Here is a 19,563-nt window from a genome sequence, read left to right as displayed (position 1 = left end):
GGATCTACGGGGGTAGAGCCGGCCGCKGGCCGGCTYCCCSGGTGCHGCKAATCTGCSGGCCWGCGGCSGGCACTACCGTGAGTGCGGACCGTTGGTCCGCACTCCATATTTCACGCGCAGCCCGCAATAATGGTGGGAGATCCTTCCACCGAGCCTGCATGCCCGCCCGCCAATCCCGCCTCAGCCGCCTGTGGGCCCATGAGAAGGCCAGTTACGGCCTGCGCGTGTTCATCGCCCTGGCCGCAGCGCTTGCCGTGTGCTGGCAGCTGGATGCACTGACCGCCCTGCCCGGCGTTTTCCTCGGCATCATCGCCAGCGCCATCGCCGAGACCGACGACAACTGGTGGGGCCGGACCAAGGCCGTGGCGCTGTCGCTGCTGTGCTTCTGCATTGCCGCAGCTTCGGTGATCTGGCTGTTCCCTTGGCCGTGGATCTTCATCGGCGCGCTGGCACTATCCACCTTCTGCCTGACCCTGCTCGGCGCGCTCGGCGAGCGCTACGCATCCATCGCCCAGGCCACGGTAACGCTGGCGATCTACACCATGATCGGCCTGGAGCAGCATGGCGCCACCGATCTGCACAGCGCGCTGGACGCCGTCAGCCACCTGCTGGCGGGTGCCGTCTGGTACGGACTGCTGTCGATCCTGTGGACCGCACTGTTCGCCAACCGCCCGGTGCGTGAGCGCGTGGCGCGGCTTTACATCGAACTGGGCCGCTACCTGCAGCTGAAGGCCGCCCTGTTCGAACCGGTACGTGAGGCCGACCTGCAACGCCGCCAGCTCGATCTGGCCGAGCAGAACCGGCGCGTGGTCGGTGCATTGAACGAGGCCAAGACCGCCATCCTGGCCCGCTTCGGCCGTTCCGGCCGGCCGGGCGTGAACTCCGGCCTGTACCTGCGCCTGTACTACATGGCGCAGGATTTCCACGAACGCGCCAGCTCCTCGCACTACCCGTATGGCGCGCTGGTCGATGCCTTCTTCCACAGTGACGTGCTGTACCGCTGCCAGCGCCTGCTCGATCTGCAGGGCCAGGCCTGCGCGCGGCTGGGCGAGGCAATCCGCCTGCGCCGCCCGTTCGTGTATGGCGAAAGCAACCAGCAGGCCGGGCGCGACCTGGCCGATGCGCTGGCCTACCTGCGCGACCAGCAGCGCCCGCAATGGCAGCGCCTGCTGGGTTCGCTGGACCTGCTGGTGCACAACCTGCGCAGCATCGAGCGCCGCCTGCTGGACGCCGAACGCTCCGAGGCCAGCCTCGACAATGTCGATACGCGCCTGCGCGACAGCAACCCGCACACCCTGCGCGAGATGGGCGTGCGCCTGCGCCAGCAGCTCACGCCCGGCTCGGTGCTGTTCCGCCATGGCCTGCGCATGGCGCTGGCACTGATCGCCGGTTTCGCGGCCATCCGGCTGTTCAACGCACAGAACGGCTCGTGGGTGCTGCTGACGATCGTATTCGTGTGCCGGCCCAACTTCGGCGCCACGCGCCAGCGCCTGGCACAGCGCATCGTCGGTACCGTGGCCGGCCTGGTGTTCACTTGGGCGCTGCTGCAATTGTTCCCGCAATTGCACGTACAGCTGCTGATCGCACTGCTGTCGGCATTGCTGTTCTTCTTCACCCGTACCGACCGCTACCTGGTGGCGTCGGCGGCGATTACTGTGATGGCGCTGACCTGCTTCAACCTGATCGGCGATGGCTTCGTGCTGATCGTCCCGCGCATGGTCGATACGCTGCTGGGCTGCGCCATCGCTGCTGCAGCCGCGTTCCTGATCCTGCCCGACTGGCAGGGCCGCCAGCTGCATCGGGTGTTGGCGCGGGTGCTGGATACCGCCGCGCGCTACCTCGATTCGGTGCTGGGCCAGTACCGCAGCGGCATGCGCGATGACCTGGCCTATCGCATCGCCCGCCGCGACATGCACAACGCCGACGCCGCGCTGTCCACCGCACTGTCGAACATGCTGCGCGAACCCGGCCACGTGCGCCGCAACCTGGATGCCGGCTTCCACTTCCTGGCGCTCTCCAACACGCTGCTTGGGCACTTGTCGGCGCTGGGCGCGCACCGCGACCAGGTGGACAGCTACGCCGGTGATCAATTGGCCATGGCGGCCGGTGATCGCGTGCGAAAGGCACTGCAGCAGCTGGCTACGGCCCTGACCGCACGGCTTCCAGTGGCGGAAGATGACAACGATGCCGACCGCGCGGTAGCGGCCGAACTGGAGCAGATCGACGAGGCCATGCCGCCGAAGCTGCAGCTGATCCGCACGCAGATGGCGCTGGTGCTGCGGCTGCTGCCGAAAGTGCGGGCGGCAGCCAATGAAGCGGTGCGGGGTCTGACCTGATCCCCCATCGCTGATCGGACATCCCATCCACGCATGGCGTGGATGTACTGCGTCATGTGCAACAGCGCGTTGCGTCTGGCACTGCATCCCGATCACGTTCCCGCGCGGATACTGAGTGATCCCCTGCTCCCGGACGCTTCCATGAAGATCGAACTCAACGGCCGCACCGCACTGGTCACCGCTTCCACCGCCGGCATCGGCCTGGCGATCGCCCAAGGCCTGGCCGAAGCCGGAGCGCGGGTCATCCTCAATGGCCGCAGCAGCGACAGCGTCGAACGTGCCCGCCAGCGCCTGCTCGCCGCCGTCCCGGCTGCGGACGTGCTCGGTGTGGCCGCCGACCTGTCCGATGCGACCGGTGTCGAAACCCTACTGGCCGGCCTGCCCATGGTCGACATCCTGGTCAACAACGCCGGCATCTTCGGCCCCGAGGACTTCTTCGAGACCGAAGACGCCACCTGGGAGCGCTACTGGCAGACCAACGTGATGTCCGGCGTGCGCTTGTCGCGGGCGCTGCTGCCAGCGATGGTCGACGCCGGCTGGGGCCGCGTGCTGTTCATCTCCTCCGAATCGGCACGCAACATTCCCGCCGACATGATCCACTACGGGGTCAGCAAGACCGCGCAGTTGTCGCTGTCGCGCGGCCTGGCCAAGCGGGTGGCCGGCAGCGGTGTCACCGTCAATGCAGTTTTGCCCGGGCCGACACTCTCTGACGGCTTTGCCGCGATGTTCGAAGATGAACGCCAACGCAGTGGCAAGCCATTGGAGCAGATCGGCCGCGAGTTCGTGATGGCGCATCGGCCGTCTTCGGTGATCCAGCGCACCGCCACGGTCGAGGAAGTGGCCAACATGGTGGTGTACCTGGCGTCCCCGCAGGCTTCGGCCACATCCGGTGCGGCACTGCGCGTGGATGGTGGCGTGGTGGACGATATCGTCTGAGTACGCCGGCAGGTGTGCGGACGAACGGTCCGCACCCACAGCAGATGGGCAGGAATGCTAGGCTGCGCCGGTCAAGGAGGCTCCATGTCCGGTCACAACCAGTTTGCCCTGCTGCGCCAGCGCCGTTTCCTGCCGTTCTTCGTCGTCCAGGCGCTCGGTGCGTTCAACGACAACGTGTACCGGCAGGCGATCATCAGCATGTTGCTGTTCATGGCGGTACCAGAGGAAGAACTGGGGCTGTACGCCACCCTGGCGCCTGCCATCTTCATCCTGCCCTACTTCCTGTTCTCGGCACTGGCCGGGCAGATCGCCGACAAACTGGAAAAATCGCGGCTGATCGTGATCACCACCAGCATGGAGATCGTGATCATGTCGCTGGCGGCCACCGGCTTCCTCACCCAGAACCTGCCGATACTGCTGGTCGCCCTGTTCTGTACCGGCATGCAGTCAACTCTCTTCGGCCCGGTGAAGTATTCCGTGCTGCCGTCGGTGCTGAAGCCGGAGGAACTGACCGGCGGCAACGGCCTGGTCGAGATGGGTACGTCGATGTCGATCCTGTCCGGCATGATCGTCGGCGGCCTGGTGTTCACCGTGGCCGGCAGCCACGGCACCGTGGTGGCCGCCTGCGCGATCATCGGGCTTGCGATCTGCGGCAACATCGCTGCGCGACTGATTCCCAAGGTCGATGCCGGCGACCCGAACCTGAAGATCAACTGGAACCCGCTGCCGGAATCGCTGGCAGTGCTGCGCATGGCACGCCAGCAGAAGGCAGTGCGCAACTCGATCCTGGGTGTGTCCTGGTTCTGGTTCGTCGGCACCGTGCTGACCTCGCAGCTGCCAGCCTACGCGGTGACCAACCTCGGTGGCGAGCCGACCCTGTACATCTTTGCGCTGGCCCTGTTCTCGGTCGGCACCGGCATCGGCTCGCTGCTGTGCGAGAAGCTGTCGGCACGCACGGTGGAAATCGGCCTGGTGCCGCTGGGTGCGTTCGGCATGACCGCGTTCCTGCTCGACCTGTACTTCGCCCGCAGTGGCGAAGCGACGGTGCACGGGCTCACCATCGGGACGTTCCTGCAGCAGCCGGGCAGCATCCGCATCGTCATCGACCTGATCGGCATCGGCCTGTTCACCGGTATCTTCGTGGTGCCGCTGTTCGCGCTGATCCAGAGCCGCACGCCGAAGGCGCAGATGTCGCGCGTGTTCGCCGCGCTGAACATCCAGAATTCCGGCTTCATCGTGGGCGCAGCCCTGCTGTCGCTGGCGGCGCACAAGCTGCTGCACTGGACCATTCCACAGCTGTTCCTGGCGCTGGCCATCGCCAACGCCCTGGTGGCGATCTACATCTTCACCATCGTTCCCGAATTCCTGATGCGTTTCCTCAGCTGGCTGATGGTGCGCACGCTGTACCGGCTGCGCCCACACGGCATCGAAGCGAACGTGCCCGACGAGGGCGCCGCGCTGCTGGTCTGCAACCATGTCAGCTATATGGACGCACTGATCCTGTCGGCGACGATCCCGCGCCCGGTACGCTTCGTCATGTACTACAGGATCTTCAACATCCCGGTGATGCGCTGGATCTTCCGTACCGCCAAGGCGATCCCGATTGCCGGTGCACGCGAAGACCCGGCGTTGATGCAGCGCGCGTTCGACGAGATCGATGCGGCGCTGGCCGAAGGTGAGCTGGTCTGCATCTTCCCGGAAGGTGCGCTGACCAAGGATGGCGCGATGGCACCGTTCAAGTCCGGCGTCGAGAAGATCCTCGAACGCCGGCCGGTACCGGTGGTGCCAATGGCCCTGCGCGGCATGTGGTCAAGCATGTGGAGCCGGCGCGACAGCCGCCTCGGCCGCATGCGCGTACCGCGCCGTTTCCGCGCCACGATCGAGGTGGTGGCTGCGCCGGCCGTGGATGGCCGCAGCACCAACGCGCCCGCACTGGAGGCCCTGGTGCGGGCCCTGCGCGGCGATCACGCCTGACGGAATCGGTCCGCCAGACGGCCCTGCGACCTGCCCCGCATACGCCACCGTCCAGTGGCGAACACGGCATGCCGTACGTGTAAACGCATACATGCAACGCAGGTTGCGGTAGATTACGCACCCACAGGGGGGAGGTCCGGCCGGTACATCGCGGCTGGCCACCAAGGAATGGAGTCTCGCTTTGAATCAACCACCACCGCTCAGCCGTCCGGTCTACATCCCCAACCATCTGGTCTGGGCGATCCTGACGACGCTGTTCTGCTGCCTGCCGCTGGGCGTGGTGTCGATCGTCTATGCCTCCCAGGTCGATGGCCGCCGCGCGGCCGGCGACCTGCCGGGGGCCTACAGTGCGTCGCGCAAGGCGGGCTGGTGGGCAGTGGCTTCGGCCGTGGCCCTGCCGGTCCTGTTGCTGTTGTGGTTCGGGCTGTTCGGCGGCTTGGCCGTACTGGGCGCTCTTTCCGACCAATGATTCACCACCACCACCCATCAAGGAGCTTGAACCCATGAATACCGCTACTCCGCAGGTCCCGAACAACCTGGTCTGGGCGATCCTGACCACCCTGTTCTGCTGCCTGCCGGCCGGCATCGTGTCGATCGTCTATGCCGCCCAGGTCAACGGCAAGCTGGCCGCCGGCGACATCGCCGGCGCCCAGGATTCGGCCGCCAAGGCCAAGAAGTGGGCCATCTGGTCGGCCATCGCCTGGGCCGTGCTGGTCGTGCTGTACGTGCTGTTCTTCGTTGTGCTCGGCGGCATGGGCGCGATGAGCAACAGCGGCTACTGATACGCCTGGACGGATCCGGCGCCTGCGCCGGATCCGTTGTTGCATGTCCGCACTTCCCATCCGTTCCCGACTCGCCCGCTGGGCGCCGCTGCTGGTTTCGGCCGGCCTGGCCGTCGGTGCCACGGCGGTCCTGCGCAACGTCAATCCGTACGTCGCCGGCAATCCTTTGCCGAGCTGCCCGCTGTACGCGCTGACCGGCCTGTACTGCCCGGGCTGTGGCAGCACGCGCTGCCTGTATTCCCTGGTCCACTTCGACCTGCCCGGCGCGATGGCGATGAACCCGTTGCTGGTCATCAGCCTGCCGTTCCTGTTGCTGATGCTGCTGAACATCGCCGGCATCCGCCCACGCGTGCTCGACCCGCTGATGCGGGTACTGGCCAACCCCGTGTTCTGGCTCTGGGTGCTGCCCGGGTATGCGCTGCTGCGCAACCTGCCGTGGGCACCGTTTACCGCGCTGGCGCCGATCTAGGTTTCCAGCCAACGGCGCAGCCCCTCGTGGTGGGCGGCGTTTGAAGGTAGAAGCCTTGGGGTTGGCCGGGCGGGTGGGCTGCGCAGGGGGCGCTGCAAGTACGTCCATGTAAGCTCGGTCGCCGCTTGCTCGTGCGCGCAGTCCTGCACGCACGGCAAGGCCAGGGTTGGGCGTCCTGCCCAACCCGCCCGAGGCATGCCTCGGGCCCATGCGGCTCACGCCCCTGCGCAGCCCACCCACCCGGCCACGGACAGTTTCCGTGTGCGTCCACCACGGAAGAGAAAGAGAAGATCAAAAGCGGAAGCGGATCGCTTCGCTCCGCATCCACGCATGGCGTGGATCTACCGTGTCGACCAAGGTCGACACCTACCGGCAATCGCAGTTCATCCACCGTCACCGGGAATGTGTTGGGGGTGGGGCGGTGTGGGGCTGCAGGACCGTTGGCGCCATGGATGGCGCCATCGAGCCCCCATGGACGGGTTTACGGCGTGTCCTGCAGCCCCACACCGCCCCGCCCAACCATCACCAATCCAGAGCTGCTGTTGCTTCTGCAGGTGCAGGGCTGCAAGCCCTGCAAAGCACCTACGTCACCCAGCCTGCAATCACCAGCAGGGCGAGGATCGCCAGCCACAGCAGCAGCATCCGCCACACCAGGCTCATCGCATCGCGCAGGTCCGGCAACCGCTGCCACACCGGCAACAGCCCCGCCTCGGTGTAGTCGTGCGCATCCTCGCGCAGTTCGGCGTTGACGCTGGCCCGCGCCACCGCGCCCAGGAACCCGATGTTCCCCGCCAGGCGTTCGCCATGGGCCTGGCGCCAGGCCTTCCATGCCGTATCGAAGTTGCCGACCAGCGCCATCGAGAACGCCATCAGCTGTGCCACCGGCCACTCGATCCAGCCCAGCAGGCGCTGCGCCAGCGCCAGCGGCTCCACCGGCACGCGTGCGCGCATCGGGCTCTCCGCCATCAGCGCCAGCAGCCGGTAACCCAGCGCACCGGCCGGGCCCAGCAGCAGGAACCAGAACAGCACCGCGAACCAGCGCCGCAACGCGTTGAGCACGGTCGCCTCGACCAGTGATGGCACGTCCTCGCGCAGGCTGCCCCCGGCTGACTGCAGGTTGCGCACCGCCGCCTGCCGTGTCGCCGCATCATCCGCGTCGATGATCGCTTCAATGTCGCGGTCCAGGTCGCGGGGTCCCCAGCACCAGGCCAGCACGGCCACACCCAGCAGCAGCGACGGCAGGCCGAACAGGACCCCGCGCAGCAACCAGGCCAGCAGGCCCATCAGCAGCAACGGCGGCAGCAATGCCAGAGCCACGCCGGCCGGGCCTTGCCAAGCCTTCCCACCATGCGCATCCAGCCAGCCCAACCAGCGCCGGAAGCCGTCGAAGCGGCGCAGCGAGGCAGCAGCGGCCGGAGCGACATGGCCCAGGGCCAGTGCGACCAGCACGGCGGCCAGAGTGGTGAACATGGCGGGTCTCCCTACGAAACAGATCGCTCGGCGTCGCTACCTTACCTGTCGCAGCGGCACCCTCAGCGGTGAACCGGACTGTAAACCGGGCCGTGTTCAGGTGGCGGCAATACAGGCGCTGCAATCCGCCCGCCTCACCCCTTCTGCTGCCGGTACCAGTGCTCAATCAGGCCGCGCGAAATCGAGATCGGTGGCGACAGGCGGATGCCCTCGCCATCGTCCTCGACATCACGCGCCAGCGCAGCGCCCACCTCTTCGGCACTGAACCAGCGCGCATCTTCCAGCTCACCGTCCACCGCCGGCACGTCGTCCTGCGCCTGCGCACGGAAGCCGACCATCAGCGCGCCGGGGAAAGGCCATGGCTGGGAACCCAGATACTGGCACGCGGTCACCCGCACCTTGCTCTCTTCGTGCACTTCGCGCACCACGGTCTGTTCGAAGGTCTCGCCGGGTTCGACGAAGCCGGCCAGCACCGAGTAACGCCGCGGCGCCCAGTTCGACTGCCGGCCCAGCAGCAGCCGGCCCTGGTTTTCCACGGCTACGATCACGGCGGGGTCGACGCGCGGGTAGTGCTCGGTGGAGCACTGCGCGCAACGACCGACGAAACCGCCGCGGGCGAACGCCACGGCGCCACCACATACGCCGCAGAAGCGGGTGCGTGAGTGCCAGTAGGACATGCCACGGGCGTAGCTGAAGGCGGTCGCATCCGCCATCGACCACAGCAGGGCGGCCTGGCGCAGGTCGAGGCGACGTGGTGCAGTGACGGTGACGCTGGCGGCTTCAACCGAGAACCACGCTTGTTCCCCGCGCAGGCCAAGGAAGATCGCGGCACCGGGGCCGCCGTCGATGTCGGCGCCGGTCAGCGCCAGGGGTTGATCGTCATCGCCGATGAAGGCGCTGCCGTCCTGATCAAGCACGAGAATGCGCGCACCCGGCCACAGGCGCGCCAGTACATCGGCATCGTCGCGCAGGGCATCGGCGCGCTCCAGCGGTTCGCCCACGAAGGCGAAACCTGAAAGCGGCGAAGGAGTATTGGGCATCCGGCAAGCGTGCCGCCAATCGATGCAGGTGGCAAGCCGCAGGCTTTGCGCAAACCAGCTGTGGGTGTGGAGCTTGCTCCACACACCTTGTCACGCAGGGGGCAGGCCCCGCGCCCTGCTTACATGCTGAAGCTGCTGCCGCAGCCGCAGGTGGTCTTCGCGTTCGGATTGCGGATCACGAACTGCGCACCGGTCAGGCTCTCGGTGTAGTCCACCTCGGCACCCATCAGGTACTGCAGGCTCAGCGGGTCGACCAGCAGGGTCACCCCGCTGGTCTGTACCGCCAGATCGTCCTCGGCACGGTTCTCGTCGAACTCGAACCCGTACTGGAAGCCCGAACAGCCACCGCCTTCGATGTACACGCGCAGGGCCAGGTCGGGGTTGCCCTCTTCCTGGATCAGGGATTTGACCTTGGCGGCCGCCGACTCGGTGAAGTTCAGCGGGCGCTCCAGCGACTGGTAATCGGGCGCAGCAACCGGGGCGGTGCTGGGCAGGGAGACTAGCGTGCTCATGGCATCAGCATGGGGGCGCTGACGATGGCTTTCAAGCCATCGCCTCAGCCAGCTTGCGGCGTGCGGCAGTGTCGCCCTTGCCACCATTGGCCTCATCACCTTCCGGGGCGGGCAGGGCCGCGACCGGGGCGCTGGCATGGATCAGGCGGCCGTTCAGCTGGGCGCCCGCATTCATCTCCACCACCTGATAATGGACGTTGCCGTTGACCCGCGCGCTCGGGGTCAGCTCGACCTTCTCGGTGGCATGCACGTCGCCGTCCAGGCGACCGCTGATGACCACCACCTGGGCACGGATCTCGCCCTCGATCACGCCATGCTCGGCGACCGTCAGGGTCGCGCCACTGGCGCCTTCGGCGGCGATCACCTTGCCGTGGATGCGGCCTTCCACATAAAGCCCACCACTGAATTCCACATCGCCGCGGATCACCACCTGGTTGCCGATCAGGGCATCCACCACCAGCTGGCCGTCACGGTTGGATTTGCTGTTTCCGAACATCTGCCTACTCCCCTTTGCTGGCCGGTGCACCGGCCTGTTTCCAGTCGAATACCTGGGTGGTACCCCCCGTACCACTCCCCAATGTCACCCGCACGCGTTGCGGGGTGAAGTCAGCCGGCAGCATCACGCTGCCGGTGATCTGCTGGAAGTACCGGAACGAGTAATCCTGTCCCGGCACCTTGCTGCGCTGGTGCAGATCATCCCAGCTGATCGTGGCCAGCTTGCCGTTCTTCACGCCTTCCACGGTGAAACGCATCTGCCCCTGGCTGATGGCACCGCGGTTGAGGTTCTGGGTCAGCACGGCGGTGTACTGCCAGGTTCCGGCCGCTTCTGGGCTGAACTCGATCGAATGGGTGTTCAGGCCCTTGCGCTGGCTGGTCGAACCGACCAGGCGCTCATAGAAGGCGACGTCGGCGCGCAGGCCGGCGATTTCCTCGTCGCGCTCGGCCAGCGAGGACTGCACCTCGGTATTGGCGGCGCGGCTGATGCGGTCGGAGGCTTCCAGCGTGGCCTGCTTCTGGCGCAGTTCGGTCAGCTGTGCCTGCAGCGTCTCGGCGCGCTTCTCGGCAGCCTGCAGCCGCTGGCCCTGCGCGTCGCGCGGGGTGGCCATCCAGCAGCCACCAAGTACTGCCAGCACCAGGCTGAGCAACCAGATACCACCGATCACCAGCAGGCGGCGGCGGTCGATCGGCGGTTGCGGTGCGCCGGGCAGGCGTACCTGCACGCGCATGGGAGGACGGTTGTTCATGGGTGGATTCCGGGGCATCGCGAGGGCGACACCGGTACGGCCCCTGTGGCAAACGACGGGCTAGTGTATGACAGGACGGGTGGGTTTCCTGCGCGGTGCCTGCCCGCGGTCTGTGGCGTTCAGGCACGCCATCGTCGATAGTGTGGCCCCCTGCACAGTTCCGTCGCCGGAGCACCGCCATGACCGAAGCCCACCTGTTCGTGATCGGCATCCTGCTGGCCTGGCTGGCCGGCATCCGCGTCTACCTCACCGTGTTCGGCGTCGGCCTGGCCGGCCTGCTCGGCTGGGTCGACCTGCCGCCCGCCCTGCAGGCCACCGAATCATGGTGGGTGCTGGGCACCTCGGCAGCACTGGCGGTGACCGAATTCTTCGCCGACAAGATCCCCGGCGTGGACTCGGCCTGGGACCTGGTGCAGACCCTGGCACGCGTGCCTGCGGGTGCCTTCCTTGCCGCCGCCACGCTGTCGCCGGATGGGCAACTGGGCACCGGTGCACTTGCTGCCGGCGCCGGTGTGGCGCTGGCCAGCCATGGCTTGAAGGCCGGTACCCGAGCCCTGCTCAATACGTCGCCCGAGCCCGCCAGCAACTGGGTCGCCTCCGCTGCCGAGGACACCGTGGTGGTGGGCGGCCTGGCCCTGGCGCTGGCACATCCCTGGATTGCACTGGTGGTGGTGCTGGCCTGCAGCCTGGCCGGTGCGCTTCTGGTGTGGCTGGTCTGGCGCGCCCTGTGGAAGGGTGTGCGCTGGCTGGCACGAAGTGCGTCGCCCGACAGTACACGCCAGCCCGGTGCCGGTTGATCGCCGGGCTTGTCGCATAATGGACGCGAACACCAGGAGCACCGATGGCCGCAAACGAATCCCCCGCGGGCGCCCGCCCGGGACGCGCTGAAACCCCTCCGGCCGATCATTGGCAACGCTGGACCGCTGAGCCGGCGGGCGCGGCCGCAACAGCACCGGTCGTGGCCCAGCCGCAGGCCGCTGCCGACACGCCCGCTTCGATCGGCAGCGCTCCGCCGCCGCTGCCGCCGGGCCCGGCCACGCTGGCCGAGGCTGGCAACACCGACCAGGCGCCGCCGCCCTCCGATTCGCCGTATCGCATCCTGATCGTCGAGGATGACCGCGCCCAGGCCCTGTTCGCACAGAGCGTGCTGCATGGCGCCGGCATGCAGGCCATCGTGCACAGCGACGCCGATGGCGCACTGCAGGCTATCAAGGAGCATCGCCCCGATCTGATCCTGATGGACCTGCACCTGCCCGGCCTGGACGGCATGCGCCTGACCGCGCTGATCCGCCAGCAACCGGGGCTGCAGCTGCTGCCGATCGTGTTCCTCAGCGGCGACCCCGATCCGGAGCGCCAGTTCGAGGTGCTCGACAGCGGCGCCGACGATTACCTGAGCAAGCCGATCCGCCCGCGCCACCTGATTGCCGCCGTGGCCAACCGCATCCGCCGGGCACGGGCGCAGGCAGCGACGCTGCCCGGCGCAGGCGGAGCGCCGGCCACCAGCAATCCGGAGACCGGGTTGCCGACCCGCCACCACGTGCTGCAGCAGCTCAACTCCACCCTCGCCCATGGCGACCGGGGTGGCGTGTTCTTCATCGAAGTGGCCAGTGCGCTGGGCCTGCGCGAGCGCTATGGCTACGCCGCCTTCGAGCGCCTGATGGTGCAGGCCGGGCAGCGCCTGGCCGAGGCCGGCCATCCGCACCTGCTGGCGCGGCTGAACGACAACAGTTTCCTGCTGCTGGCACGCAACGCCGACGAAGACAGCCTCGAAGGCGTCGCCGCCGCCCTGCGTGAGCAGCTGTCGGCACGCGCTTTCGTCATCCGCGACGATGAGTCGGTACACCTGCGCGGCGTGGTGGGTTACGCCCCACTGTCGCCGGGCTTCGACGATGCCACCAGCGCGCTGGAGGCGGTGGAACGCACCACCCTGCAGGCGCGCCTGCTCAGCGCCGGCGTGGCGGGCCATGTGCACCGCCAGGCCGTGACCGAACAGGAGCACCTGGCGCTGCTGGAGGGCCAGCTGGAACTGGCCTACCAGCCAATCGTCGCCGTGGCCGGCGGCAACACGGCGCAGTACCAGCTCCTGCTACGCCTGCGCCAGGCCGACGGCACGGTGCTGGCGGCTGGCCAGGTGATCCCGGCCGCAGAAGCGGCGGGCCGCATCGCCGACCTCGACCAGCAGGTGATGGACCACGCGTTGGGTCTGCTGGACCTGTACCGGCACGCGACGCAGCCGCTGAACCTGTTCGTTTCGCAGTCGCTGCGTACCCTGCAACGCGATGCCTTCGCCGACTGGCTGCTGGAATCGCTGCAGCAGCGCGACCTGCCTGGCAGCGCACTGGTGATCGACGTGCGCCTGCCCGACGCGCTGATCCACACCGTACCGCTGCAGCAGTTCTGCCAGCGCATGGCCGGCGCCGGCGTGCGCTTCTGCCTGAGCCAGTTCGAGCCCAGCGGCGAAGCCGATGCACTGCTGACCCAGTTGCCGCTGTCGTTCGTGCGCATGGCGGCACGGTTTTCCAGCAGCCATTCCAACCCGGCCACGCGCGAGGAGCTGCGCAAGGCGATCGAGCAGGCGCACGCAGCAGGGCTGCAGATCATCGGCCAGCAGATCGAGGACCCGCAGGCCGCCGCTGCGATGTGGGTCGGTGGCGTCGACTACATCCAGGGCAACATGGTGCAGTCGGCCGGCAGCGACCTGAACTTCGACTTCCACAACGCGGTGCTCTGACGTGCCGCTGTGGGCCGTGCTGCTGGTTGCCCTTGCCGCGGCAGCCATTGCGCTGCTGCTGACCGGCCTGCGCCTGCGTACACGCAACCGTGCGCTGGCACAGCTGCAGCGCGCGCACGGCGCACTGACCACCGAACGCGACCAGCTGCGCCACACCACCGAACGCCAGGGACAGCTGGAGCAGCAGCTTCTGCAGGCCAAGCAGGCCGCCGAGGCGGCCGTACTGGCCAAGGGTGAGTTCCTGGCCACGATGAGCCACGAGATCCGCACGCCGCTCAATGGCATCCTGCCGATGCTGGAGCTGATCGCGCGCGGCCCGCTGGGCGAGGACCAACGGCAAATGCTGGCGACTGCCTCGGCCAGCTCGCAGCAGCTGCTGCGCATCGTCGACGACATCCTCGACTACTCGCGGCTGGAGGCGCAGGCACTGGAACTGGAGATCACCAGTTTCAACCTGCGCGACCTGCTTGATGGCGTGGTGCAGCTGATGCAGCGCGCCGCCGATGCCAAGGGCCTGTCGCTGGGGCTGCAGCTGGACCCGTCGGTGCGCCTGCCGGTGCGTGGCGACCCGGTACGATTGCGCCAGGTGCTGAGCAACCTGCTGGCCAACGCGATCAAGTTCACCGCGCGCGGCCAGGTGCAGCTGCGCGTACAGCGCCTGGGCGAAGGTGCGGCACATCATCAGCTGCGTTTCGAGATCATCGACACTGGCATCGGCATTGACGAGGCACTGCAGGCGCGCCTGTTCCAGTCCTTCAGCCAGGCTGATGCTTCCACCACCCGCATCTACGGTGGCACCGGCCTGGGCCTGGCGATCTGCAAGCGCATCATCGACCTGATGCACGGGCGCATCGGCGTGCAGTCCACGCCTGGCCAGGGCGCAACGTTCTGGTTCGAGATCCCGTTGCTGAAGGTGCCCGGCGACCTGCCGGCCATGGCGCGCACGCCGGCCTCGCTGCTGCTGTTCAGCAGCGATGCGATCCTGCAGGCACGCATCGAGCGCATCGCGGCCCATCATGGACTGCTGGTGCACGCCATGGCGCAGTTCGATGCCGTGGTCGAGCGCCTGCGCGCGGTGCCGAGGCCGGGGCAACCGGCGCCGGCCTGGCTGCTGGTCGATGCACGTGCACGTCGCATTGGTGAAGCGACGCTGCAACAGGCGTTGGCCGAACGTGGCGAGGACGACGCGCTGCAGGTGCTGTGGCTGCAGGACGATGCCCTTACGGCACGCCCGCGCCAGCGGCAGCTACCCTCGCATTTCGATGACGCAGCCCTGCATGCACTGCTGGCCCCACCCGCCACGCATGCGCGTCCGGCCGCGCTGCTGGCCATCGCCGAAGATGGATTGCCCGCGCCGGCATTGCCGCCACTGCGCCTGCGCGTGCTGCTGGTGGAAGACAACACGGTCAACCGCATGGTGGCCGAGCAGCTGCTGCGCGTGTTCCAGTGCGAGGTGCGCAACGCCGCCGATGGCGAGCAGGCCTTGCCTGCCCTGCGCGAGGGCGGCCTGGATGTGGTGCTGATGGACTGCCAGATGCCGGTGCTGGATGGCTATGCCGCCACCCGCCGCTGGCGCGCCGAGGAAGTGGAGAACGGGCGCCCGCGCCTGCCGATCATCGCGATGACCGCCAACGCCATGGCCGGTGACCGCGAGCGCTGCCTGCAGGCTGGCATGGACGACTATCTGTCCAAGCCGATCGCACGCGCCACCCTACATGCGCTGCTGCAGCGCTGGGGGCCGCGATCACGCGATGGCGTAGCGTCGAGCTTGCTCGACGGCGATGCATCCGGGGCCAGTCGAATTTCGCCAGCCGAGCATGGCTCGGCTCTACAAGAAACGAAGAGCCAAGCGGTGGTGCAACCGGTGCTCGATCGTGATGTGCTGGACGAACTGCACGCGGTGATCGGCGAGGCCGCCATCCAGATCATCACGGTGTTCCTGGAGGATGCGCCGGCGATGGTGCAGCAGCTGCAGCAGGCCGCGCAGAGCGGCGACGAGGCACGCCTGCAGGCGGTCGCTCACAGCCTGAAATCATCGAGTGCGAACGTAGGTGCATCGTCGCTGTCGGCGGTCGCGCAACGGATCGAGCACGAGGCCCGCAGCGGCAGCCTGCAGCGCCCCGCGGTTGCGGTGGCGCTGCTGGTTGCGGAATTCGCCCGTGCGCGCGTGGCACTGACGGGCTATCTGGCACAGCATCGCGCCGGCCAGGCCGGCTGACTCACTCTTCCAGCTTGCTCAGCAGATACTTCGGCTCGCCGATGCGCTCGATCAGGTCCAGCTGGGTTTCCAGCCAGTCGATGTGCTCTTCTTCCGAGTCGAGGATCTTCACGAACAGCTGGCGGCTGACGTAATCACCAACCGAATCGGCATAGGCCACGGCTTCGCGCAGGGTGACGACGCCGTCGCGTTCCAGCGACAGGTCACACTGCAGGATTTCGGTCGGGTTCTCGCCGATGCGCAGCTTGCCAAGCGCCTGGAAATTCGGCAGGCCTTCGAGGAACAGGATGCGGTCGGCGAGCATGTCGGCATGCTTCATCTCGTCGATCGATTCCTTGTACTCGTGTTCGGCCAGCTCCTTGATGCCCCAGTTCTTCAGCATCTTGGCGTGCAGGAAGTACTGGTTGATCGCGGTCAACTCGTTGTAGAGGACCTTGTTGAGGAATTCGATGACCTTGGTGTCGCCCTTCATGGGGATGCTCCTGCACGCTGAAAACGCAGGCACTTTAGCGCCTTGTGCGCAGCGGTGAAGGAACGCGAATCGTGCGCATTGGCCTGTGCGGCCAAGCGTGAAGGGTGCGAGAGTGCGGCGTCAACGCGCCGCGAACGGCAGATTGATCAGGCAACCTGTGCCAGACCGAGCACCGGCAGCGGCAGGTCGTGGGTGGCGCGCGCCTTCGCCAGCAGGTCGCCGGCCATGTCCAGGCAGGAACCACAGGTGGCGCCACATCCGGTACGCATGGTCAGTTCGGCCACCGACGTGACGCCATTGCTGGCGGCTTCGCGGATCTGGTGGTCGGTGACTCCGTTGCAGATGCAGACGTACACAGGCGGGAACCGGGCTGACAGGCCAGAAGTGGCCTGTTGGCTATTCCAATGGAAACGAGAATGGTTGTCAATCAAGGACCTGAACCATTCTCGATACCGTTCAGCCGATCAGCTGACCGGACCGTCGCCTGTGGCCTTTTTCGGCCAGTAGCCCCGTGTCCTCGGGCGCTTGCGTGGGCGGTCATGGCCGGCGGTGTGGCCCGGCATCCAGGCCTCGGCCGCGCTCTTGGGCATGGCGGTGACGCCCTGCCCGGCCACCCCACGCGCCAGTGGCGCCAGATGTCGCAATGCACGTGCATAGACGCCGCGCTTGAACATCACCACATGCTCCACCGGGTACCAGAAGTCCACCCACCGCCAGTGGTCGAACTCGGGCGAGTCGGTGTGGTCCAGCTTCACGTGGGATTCGTCGCCGGTCAGGCGCAGCAGGAACCAGACCTGCTTCTGGCCGATGCAGACCTGCCGCTCGTTGCGGCGGATGGCCCGTGCCGGCAGCTTGTAGCGCAGCCAGCCGGGCGTTGCCCCGAGCACTTCCACATGCTCAGGCAGCAGGCCGGTCTCTTCCTGCAGTTCACGATACATGGCCTCGACAGGCGTCTCGTCGGTATTCATGCCACCCTGCGGGAACTGCCAACCGTCCCGGCGCACGCGTCGTGCCCAGAACACCTGGCCGTCCTGCCGCATCAGCACAATGCCGACGTTCGGTCGATAGCCGTCCGGATCGATCACGATGCGGACTCCTAAAAAATCTACTGGTCGGGACTATCCCATGCCGCCTGTCAGCCCACAAGCACGGCACAAAAGTGTTGACAGGGGCGATACACATCCGCAGAATAGCGGGCTCACCAAGGCTATGTAGCTCAGCCGGTTAGAGCACAGCACTCATAATGCTGGGGTCGGTGGTTCGAGTCCACCCATAGCCACCACACTGAAAATCAAGTTGTTTTCCAGTGTGAAAAGTGAGAAAATAGTTGCACGTTTTGCCCCGTCGCCAAGCGGTAAGGCACCTGACTCTGACTCAGGCATTCGGTGGTTCGAATCCATCCGGGGCAGCCAAACAAAAAAGAAAAAAGCCTGATCGAAAGATCAGGCTTTTTTCTTTTTTGTTTGGTCACGCATCCCTCCCTATCCCCGCGCCTGACTGAGGCCGGGTATGCGGAACCACGGGTAGTGCCGGCCGCTGGCCGGCAACCTGGAAATGCAGAACCCCAGAACGACAAAAGCCCGGCCGAAGCCGGGCTTTTGCGTTTCCAACCAGCGGGCTCCCGAAGGAGCCCAACCAAGCGCAGTGGATCAGCGCTTGGAGAACTGGGTGGCGCGACGGGCCTTGTGCAGACCGACCTTCTTACGCTCGACTTCACGGGCGTCACGGGTCATGAAGCCAGCCTTGCGCAGCTCGGACTTCAGGGTTTCGTCGTACTCGACCAGTGCACGGGCGATGCCCAGGCGGATCGCACCGGCCTGGCCGGTGGTGCCGCCGCCAGCGGCGGTGACCAGGATGTCGAAGCTTTCGGTGTTCTTGGTCAGCTCGAGCGGCTGGCGCACGATCATGCGCGCGGTCTCACGACCGAAGAACTCGTCCAGCGGACGGCCATTGACGGTGATGTTGCCCGAACCCTTGCGCAGGAACACGCGAGCGGTGGAGGACTTGCGGCGGCCAGTGCCGTAGTTTTGAGTGATAGCCATGATTAGATATCCAGAACCTGCGGCTGCTGTGCGGCGTGCGGATGCTCAGTGCCGGCGTAGACCTTGAGCTTGCGGTACATCTGGCGACCCAGCGGGCCCTTCGGCAGCATGCCCTTCACGGCGATCTCGATCACGCGCTCCGGGTGGCGCTCCAGCGCCTGGGCCAGGGATTCGGTCTTCAGGTTGCCGATGTAACCGGTGAAACGGTGATACATCTTGTCCTGCAGCTTCTTGCCGGTGACGGCAATCTTTTCTGCATTGATGACGACCAGGTAGTCGCCGGTATCAACGTGCGGGGTGTAGACCGGCTTGTGCTTGCCGCGCAGACGGCGGGCCAGCTCGGTGGCGAGACGGCCCAGGGTCTTGCCCTCGGCGTCGACGAGGTACCAGTCGCGCTGGACGGTCTCGTTCTTGGCAGTGAAAGTGCTCATGAAGAACTCTAGGTTAGGTCGGGCTCATTGCGGCGAAAGGCTCGCCGGAACTCTGCCACGCGTTGTGAAAAGGTGAAGCGTAAGAGGCGGAATTGTACTCACCTTGGCAGGCAGGTGCAAGCCGCCCCCAGGCACCGGGTTGGCAGGGGCGCGGGGCCGGGCGAGAATCGAGGGGTCTTCCGCCCCACCCGTACCGCCATGACCGTGCTCCGCCAGACCACCCCGCTGGACCACCTGCTGACCGAGGCGCAGCGCGCCCTGGACACGGTATTCGGCAACCCGCCAGCCGCGCGCCCCTACCCGGCCGCGGACACCGACGAGCCAGGCATGGACAACGCCCAGCGCCGGCACGCGGCCGGCCTGATGCGGATCAACCACGTCGGCGAAGTCTGCGCGCAGGGCCTGTACTTCGGTCAAGCCGCGGTGGCCCGCGACCCGGCCACACGTGAACATCTGCTGGAAGCAGCACAGGAAGAGACCGACCACCTGGCCTGGTGTGCCACCCGGCTGGGCGAGCTGGACAGCCGTCCGAGCCTGTTCAACCCGCTGTGGTACGCCGGCAGCTACACCATCGGCACCCTGGCCGGCCTGCGTGGCGACGGCTGGAACCTGGGCTTCGTGGTGGAGACCGAGCGCCAGGTGGAGGCCCACCTGGACGAGCACCTGGTCGACCTGCCGGCCGGCGACCTGCGCAGCCGCGCGGTCATTGCGGTGATGAAGGAGGACGAGGCCCGCCATGCGGACCATGCCGAGCAGGCCGGCGCACGCCGCCTGCCGTTCCCGATTCCAGGGGTGATGGCACTGGCATCGAAGGTGATGAAGACCATCGCCTACCGTCTGTAAACCCAGCCCGGGGTCGGATCCCTTTCCCATGGGAAAGGGCTCTGACCCCATTGGTAGTGCCGG

The 19,563-nt window shown here is 66.9% G+C and carries 20 protein-coding genes and 2 tRNA genes; 12 read left to right on the top strand and 10 right to left on the bottom strand.

Annotated elements, in window-relative coordinates:
* Window positions 1-158 precede the first annotated feature (158 nt).
* The 6 genes from yccS (at window position 159) to D7Y61_RS20825 (ending at window position 6,497) form a co-directional block, all read left to right on the top strand.
* Complete coding sequence (yccS, locus tag D7Y61_RS20850) at window positions 159-2,336, top strand: YccS family putative transporter (protein WP_180869053.1); 2,178 nt, start codon at window positions 159-161, stop codon at window positions 2,334-2,336.
* A gap of 141 nt (window positions 2,337-2,477) precedes the next feature.
* The gene (locus D7Y61_RS20845) at window positions 2,478-3,272 is read left to right on the top strand and encodes an SDR family NAD(P)-dependent oxidoreductase (protein ID WP_180869051.1); all 795 of its coding nucleotides are present in this window, start codon (window positions 2,478-2,480) and stop codon (window positions 3,270-3,272) included.
* Between the two features lie 84 nt (window positions 3,273-3,356).
* Window positions 3,357-5,246, top strand: a complete 1,890-nt coding sequence (locus D7Y61_RS20840) for an MFS transporter (RefSeq protein WP_180869049.1) — start codon at window positions 3,357-3,359, stop codon at window positions 5,244-5,246.
* A 181-nt stretch (window positions 5,247-5,427) separates the two neighbouring features.
* Window positions 5,428-5,715, top strand: coding sequence for a CD225/dispanin family protein (locus D7Y61_RS20835; protein WP_005419784.1), 288 nt, complete (start codon window positions 5,428-5,430; stop codon window positions 5,713-5,715).
* A gap of 34 nt (window positions 5,716-5,749) precedes the next feature.
* Window positions 5,750-6,028 carry a CD225/dispanin family protein gene (locus D7Y61_RS20830; protein ID WP_005411298.1) on the top strand — a complete coding sequence of 93 codons (279 nt, stop codon included), beginning with the start codon at window positions 5,750-5,752 and terminating at the stop codon, window positions 6,026-6,028.
* A 43-nt stretch (window positions 6,029-6,071) separates the two neighbouring features.
* The gene (locus D7Y61_RS20825) at window positions 6,072-6,497 is read left to right on the top strand and encodes a DUF2752 domain-containing protein (protein ID WP_180869047.1); all 426 of its coding nucleotides are present in this window, start codon (window positions 6,072-6,074) and stop codon (window positions 6,495-6,497) included.
* 582 nt (window positions 6,498-7,079) lie between these two features.
* Here the strand turns inward: D7Y61_RS20825 and ampE are convergent.
* The 5 genes from ampE to D7Y61_RS20800 all read right to left on the bottom strand — a co-directional run bounded on the left by ampE (window position 7,080) and on the right by D7Y61_RS20800 (window position 10,763).
* A complete protein-coding gene (gene ampE, locus D7Y61_RS20820) occupies window positions 7,080-7,967 on the bottom strand; it encodes a regulatory signaling modulator protein AmpE (RefSeq protein WP_180869045.1) in 888 nt (295 codons plus the stop codon).
* Window positions 7,968-8,101: 134 nt separating this feature from the next.
* Window positions 8,102-9,007, bottom strand: a complete 906-nt coding sequence (gene nudC / locus D7Y61_RS20815; protein ID WP_180869043.1) for an NAD(+) diphosphatase — start codon at window positions 9,005-9,007, stop codon at window positions 8,102-8,104.
* A 119-nt stretch (window positions 9,008-9,126) separates the two neighbouring features.
* The gene (gene erpA, locus D7Y61_RS20810; protein ID WP_180869041.1) at window positions 9,127-9,519 is read right to left on the bottom strand and encodes an iron-sulfur cluster insertion protein ErpA; all 393 of its coding nucleotides are present in this window, start codon (window positions 9,517-9,519) and stop codon (window positions 9,127-9,129) included.
* Between the two features lie 31 nt (window positions 9,520-9,550).
* Window positions 9,551-10,015, bottom strand: a complete 465-nt coding sequence (locus tag D7Y61_RS20805; RefSeq protein ID WP_180869040.1) for a bactofilin family protein — start codon at window positions 10,013-10,015, stop codon at window positions 9,551-9,553.
* A gap of 4 nt (window positions 10,016-10,019) precedes the next feature.
* Complete coding sequence (locus D7Y61_RS20800; protein ID WP_180869038.1) at window positions 10,020-10,763, bottom strand: DUF6776 family protein; 744 nt, start codon at window positions 10,761-10,763, stop codon at window positions 10,020-10,022.
* Window positions 10,764-10,942: 179 nt separating this feature from the next.
* On the opposite strand from D7Y61_RS20800, the gene D7Y61_RS20795 reads away from it, so the two are divergent.
* From D7Y61_RS20795 to D7Y61_RS20785, 3 genes are read left to right on the top strand one after another with little or no spacing between them, the layout of a single operon-like run.
* Window positions 10,943-11,560, top strand: coding sequence for a DUF4126 domain-containing protein (locus D7Y61_RS20795; RefSeq protein ID WP_180869037.1), 618 nt, complete (start codon window positions 10,943-10,945; stop codon window positions 11,558-11,560).
* A 44-nt stretch (window positions 11,561-11,604) separates the two neighbouring features.
* Complete coding sequence (locus D7Y61_RS20790) at window positions 11,605-13,494, top strand: EAL domain-containing protein (protein ID WP_180869035.1); 1,890 nt, start codon at window positions 11,605-11,607, stop codon at window positions 13,492-13,494.
* 1 nt (window position 13,495) lies between these two features.
* A complete protein-coding gene (locus D7Y61_RS20785) occupies window positions 13,496-15,712 on the top strand; it encodes an ATP-binding protein (RefSeq protein ID WP_180869033.1) in 2,217 nt (738 codons plus the stop codon).
* Between the two features lies 1 nt (window position 15,713).
* Here the strand turns inward: D7Y61_RS20785 and bfr are convergent, their stop codons facing one another.
* The 3 genes from bfr to D7Y61_RS20770 all read right to left on the bottom strand — a co-directional run bounded on the left by bfr (window position 15,714) and on the right by D7Y61_RS20770 (window position 17,269).
* Window positions 15,714-16,184, bottom strand: coding sequence for a bacterioferritin (gene bfr, locus D7Y61_RS20780; RefSeq protein WP_005414691.1), 471 nt, complete (start codon window positions 16,182-16,184; stop codon window positions 15,714-15,716).
* A 146-nt stretch (window positions 16,185-16,330) separates the two neighbouring features.
* Window positions 16,331-16,540 carry a (2Fe-2S)-binding protein gene (locus D7Y61_RS20775; protein ID WP_049426881.1) on the bottom strand — a complete coding sequence of 70 codons (210 nt, stop codon included), beginning with the start codon at window positions 16,538-16,540 and terminating at the stop codon, window positions 16,331-16,333.
* Window positions 16,541-16,648: 108 nt separating this feature from the next.
* On the bottom strand, window positions 16,649-17,269 hold the full coding sequence (locus D7Y61_RS20770; RefSeq protein ID WP_180869031.1) for an RNA pyrophosphohydrolase: 621 nt from the start codon (window positions 17,267-17,269) through the stop codon (window positions 16,649-16,651).
* A gap of 120 nt (window positions 17,270-17,389) precedes the next feature.
* Here D7Y61_RS20770 and D7Y61_RS20765 point away from each other — a divergent pair.
* Together D7Y61_RS20765 and D7Y61_RS20760 are read left to right on the top strand one after the other, a co-directional pair.
* A tRNA-Met gene (locus tag D7Y61_RS20765) sits at window positions 17,390-17,466 on the top strand.
* Between the two features lie 55 nt (window positions 17,467-17,521).
* Window positions 17,522-17,596, top strand: a tRNA-Gln gene (locus D7Y61_RS20760).
* 237 nt (window positions 17,597-17,833) lie between these two features.
* Here D7Y61_RS20760 and rpsI read toward each other — a convergent pair.
* Complete coding sequence (gene rpsI, locus D7Y61_RS20755) at window positions 17,834-18,226, bottom strand: 30S ribosomal protein S9 (protein ID WP_005411311.1); 393 nt, start codon at window positions 18,224-18,226, stop codon at window positions 17,834-17,836.
* 2 nt (window positions 18,227-18,228) lie between these two features.
* Window positions 18,229-18,657: a 50S ribosomal protein L13 gene (gene rplM / locus D7Y61_RS20750; RefSeq protein WP_005414692.1), complete on the bottom strand. Its 429-nt coding sequence runs from the start codon at window positions 18,655-18,657 to the stop codon at window positions 18,229-18,231.
* 198 nt (window positions 18,658-18,855) lie between these two features.
* Between rplM and coq7 the strand changes: the two genes are divergently transcribed.
* Entirely contained in the window at window positions 18,856-19,500 is a 645-nt protein-coding gene (gene coq7, locus D7Y61_RS20745; protein WP_180869029.1) for a 2-polyprenyl-3-methyl-6-methoxy-1,4-benzoquinone monooxygenase, read from the top strand.
* Window positions 19,501-19,563: the final 63 nt, after the last annotated feature.

The organism is Stenotrophomonas maltophilia (assembly GCF_013464485.1).
In the GTDB taxonomy this organism is placed as follows: Bacteria; Pseudomonadota; Gammaproteobacteria; order Xanthomonadales; family Xanthomonadaceae; genus Stenotrophomonas; species Stenotrophomonas maltophilia_AW.
The sequence above is the reverse complement of the archived record's forward strand: the minus strand, read 5'-3'. Positions and strand labels throughout refer to the sequence as shown.

Coding starts and splice junctions, on each gene's coding strand:
- erpA (WP_180869041.1), bottom strand. CDS start 9,519: ATGAGCACGCTAGTCTCCCTGCCCAGCACCGCCCCGGTTGCTGCGCCC.
- rplM (WP_005414692.1), bottom strand. CDS start 18,657: ATGAGCACTTTCACTGCCAAGAACGAGACCGTCCAGCGCGACTGGTAC.
- D7Y61_RS20830 (WP_005411298.1), top strand. CDS start 5,750: ATGAATACCGCTACTCCGCAGGTCCCGAACAACCTGGTCTGGGCGATC.
- D7Y61_RS20825 (WP_180869047.1), top strand. CDS start 6,072: ATGTCCGCACTTCCCATCCGTTCCCGACTCGCCCGCTGGGCGCCGCTG.
- coq7 (WP_180869029.1), top strand. CDS start 18,856: ATGACCGTGCTCCGCCAGACCACCCCGCTGGACCACCTGCTGACCGAG.
- D7Y61_RS20795 (WP_180869037.1), top strand. CDS start 10,943: ATGACCGAAGCCCACCTGTTCGTGATCGGCATCCTGCTGGCCTGGCTG.
- yccS (WP_180869053.1), top strand. CDS start 159: ATGCCCGCCCGCCAATCCCGCCTCAGCCGCCTGTGGGCCCATGAGAAG.
- D7Y61_RS20845 (WP_180869051.1), top strand. CDS start 2,478: ATGAAGATCGAACTCAACGGCCGCACCGCACTGGTCACCGCTTCCACC.
- bfr (WP_005414691.1), bottom strand. CDS start 16,184: ATGAAGGGCGACACCAAGGTCATCGAATTCCTCAACAAGGTCCTCTAC.
- D7Y61_RS20800 (WP_180869038.1), bottom strand. CDS start 10,763: ATGAACAACCGTCCTCCCATGCGCGTGCAGGTACGCCTGCCCGGCGCA.
- rpsI (WP_005411311.1), bottom strand. CDS start 18,226: ATGGCTATCACTCAAAACTACGGCACTGGCCGCCGCAAGTCCTCCACC.
- D7Y61_RS20790 (WP_180869035.1), top strand. CDS start 11,605: ATGGCCGCAAACGAATCCCCCGCGGGCGCCCGCCCGGGACGCGCTGAA.
- D7Y61_RS20805 (WP_180869040.1), bottom strand. CDS start 10,015: ATGTTCGGAAACAGCAAATCCAACCGTGACGGCCAGCTGGTGGTGGAT.
- ampE (WP_180869045.1), bottom strand. CDS start 7,967: ATGTTCACCACTCTGGCCGCCGTGCTGGTCGCACTGGCCCTGGGCCAT.
- nudC (WP_180869043.1), bottom strand. CDS start 9,007: ATGCCCAATACTCCTTCGCCGCTTTCAGGTTTCGCCTTCGTGGGCGAA.
- D7Y61_RS20840 (WP_180869049.1), top strand. CDS start 3,357: ATGTCCGGTCACAACCAGTTTGCCCTGCTGCGCCAGCGCCGTTTCCTG.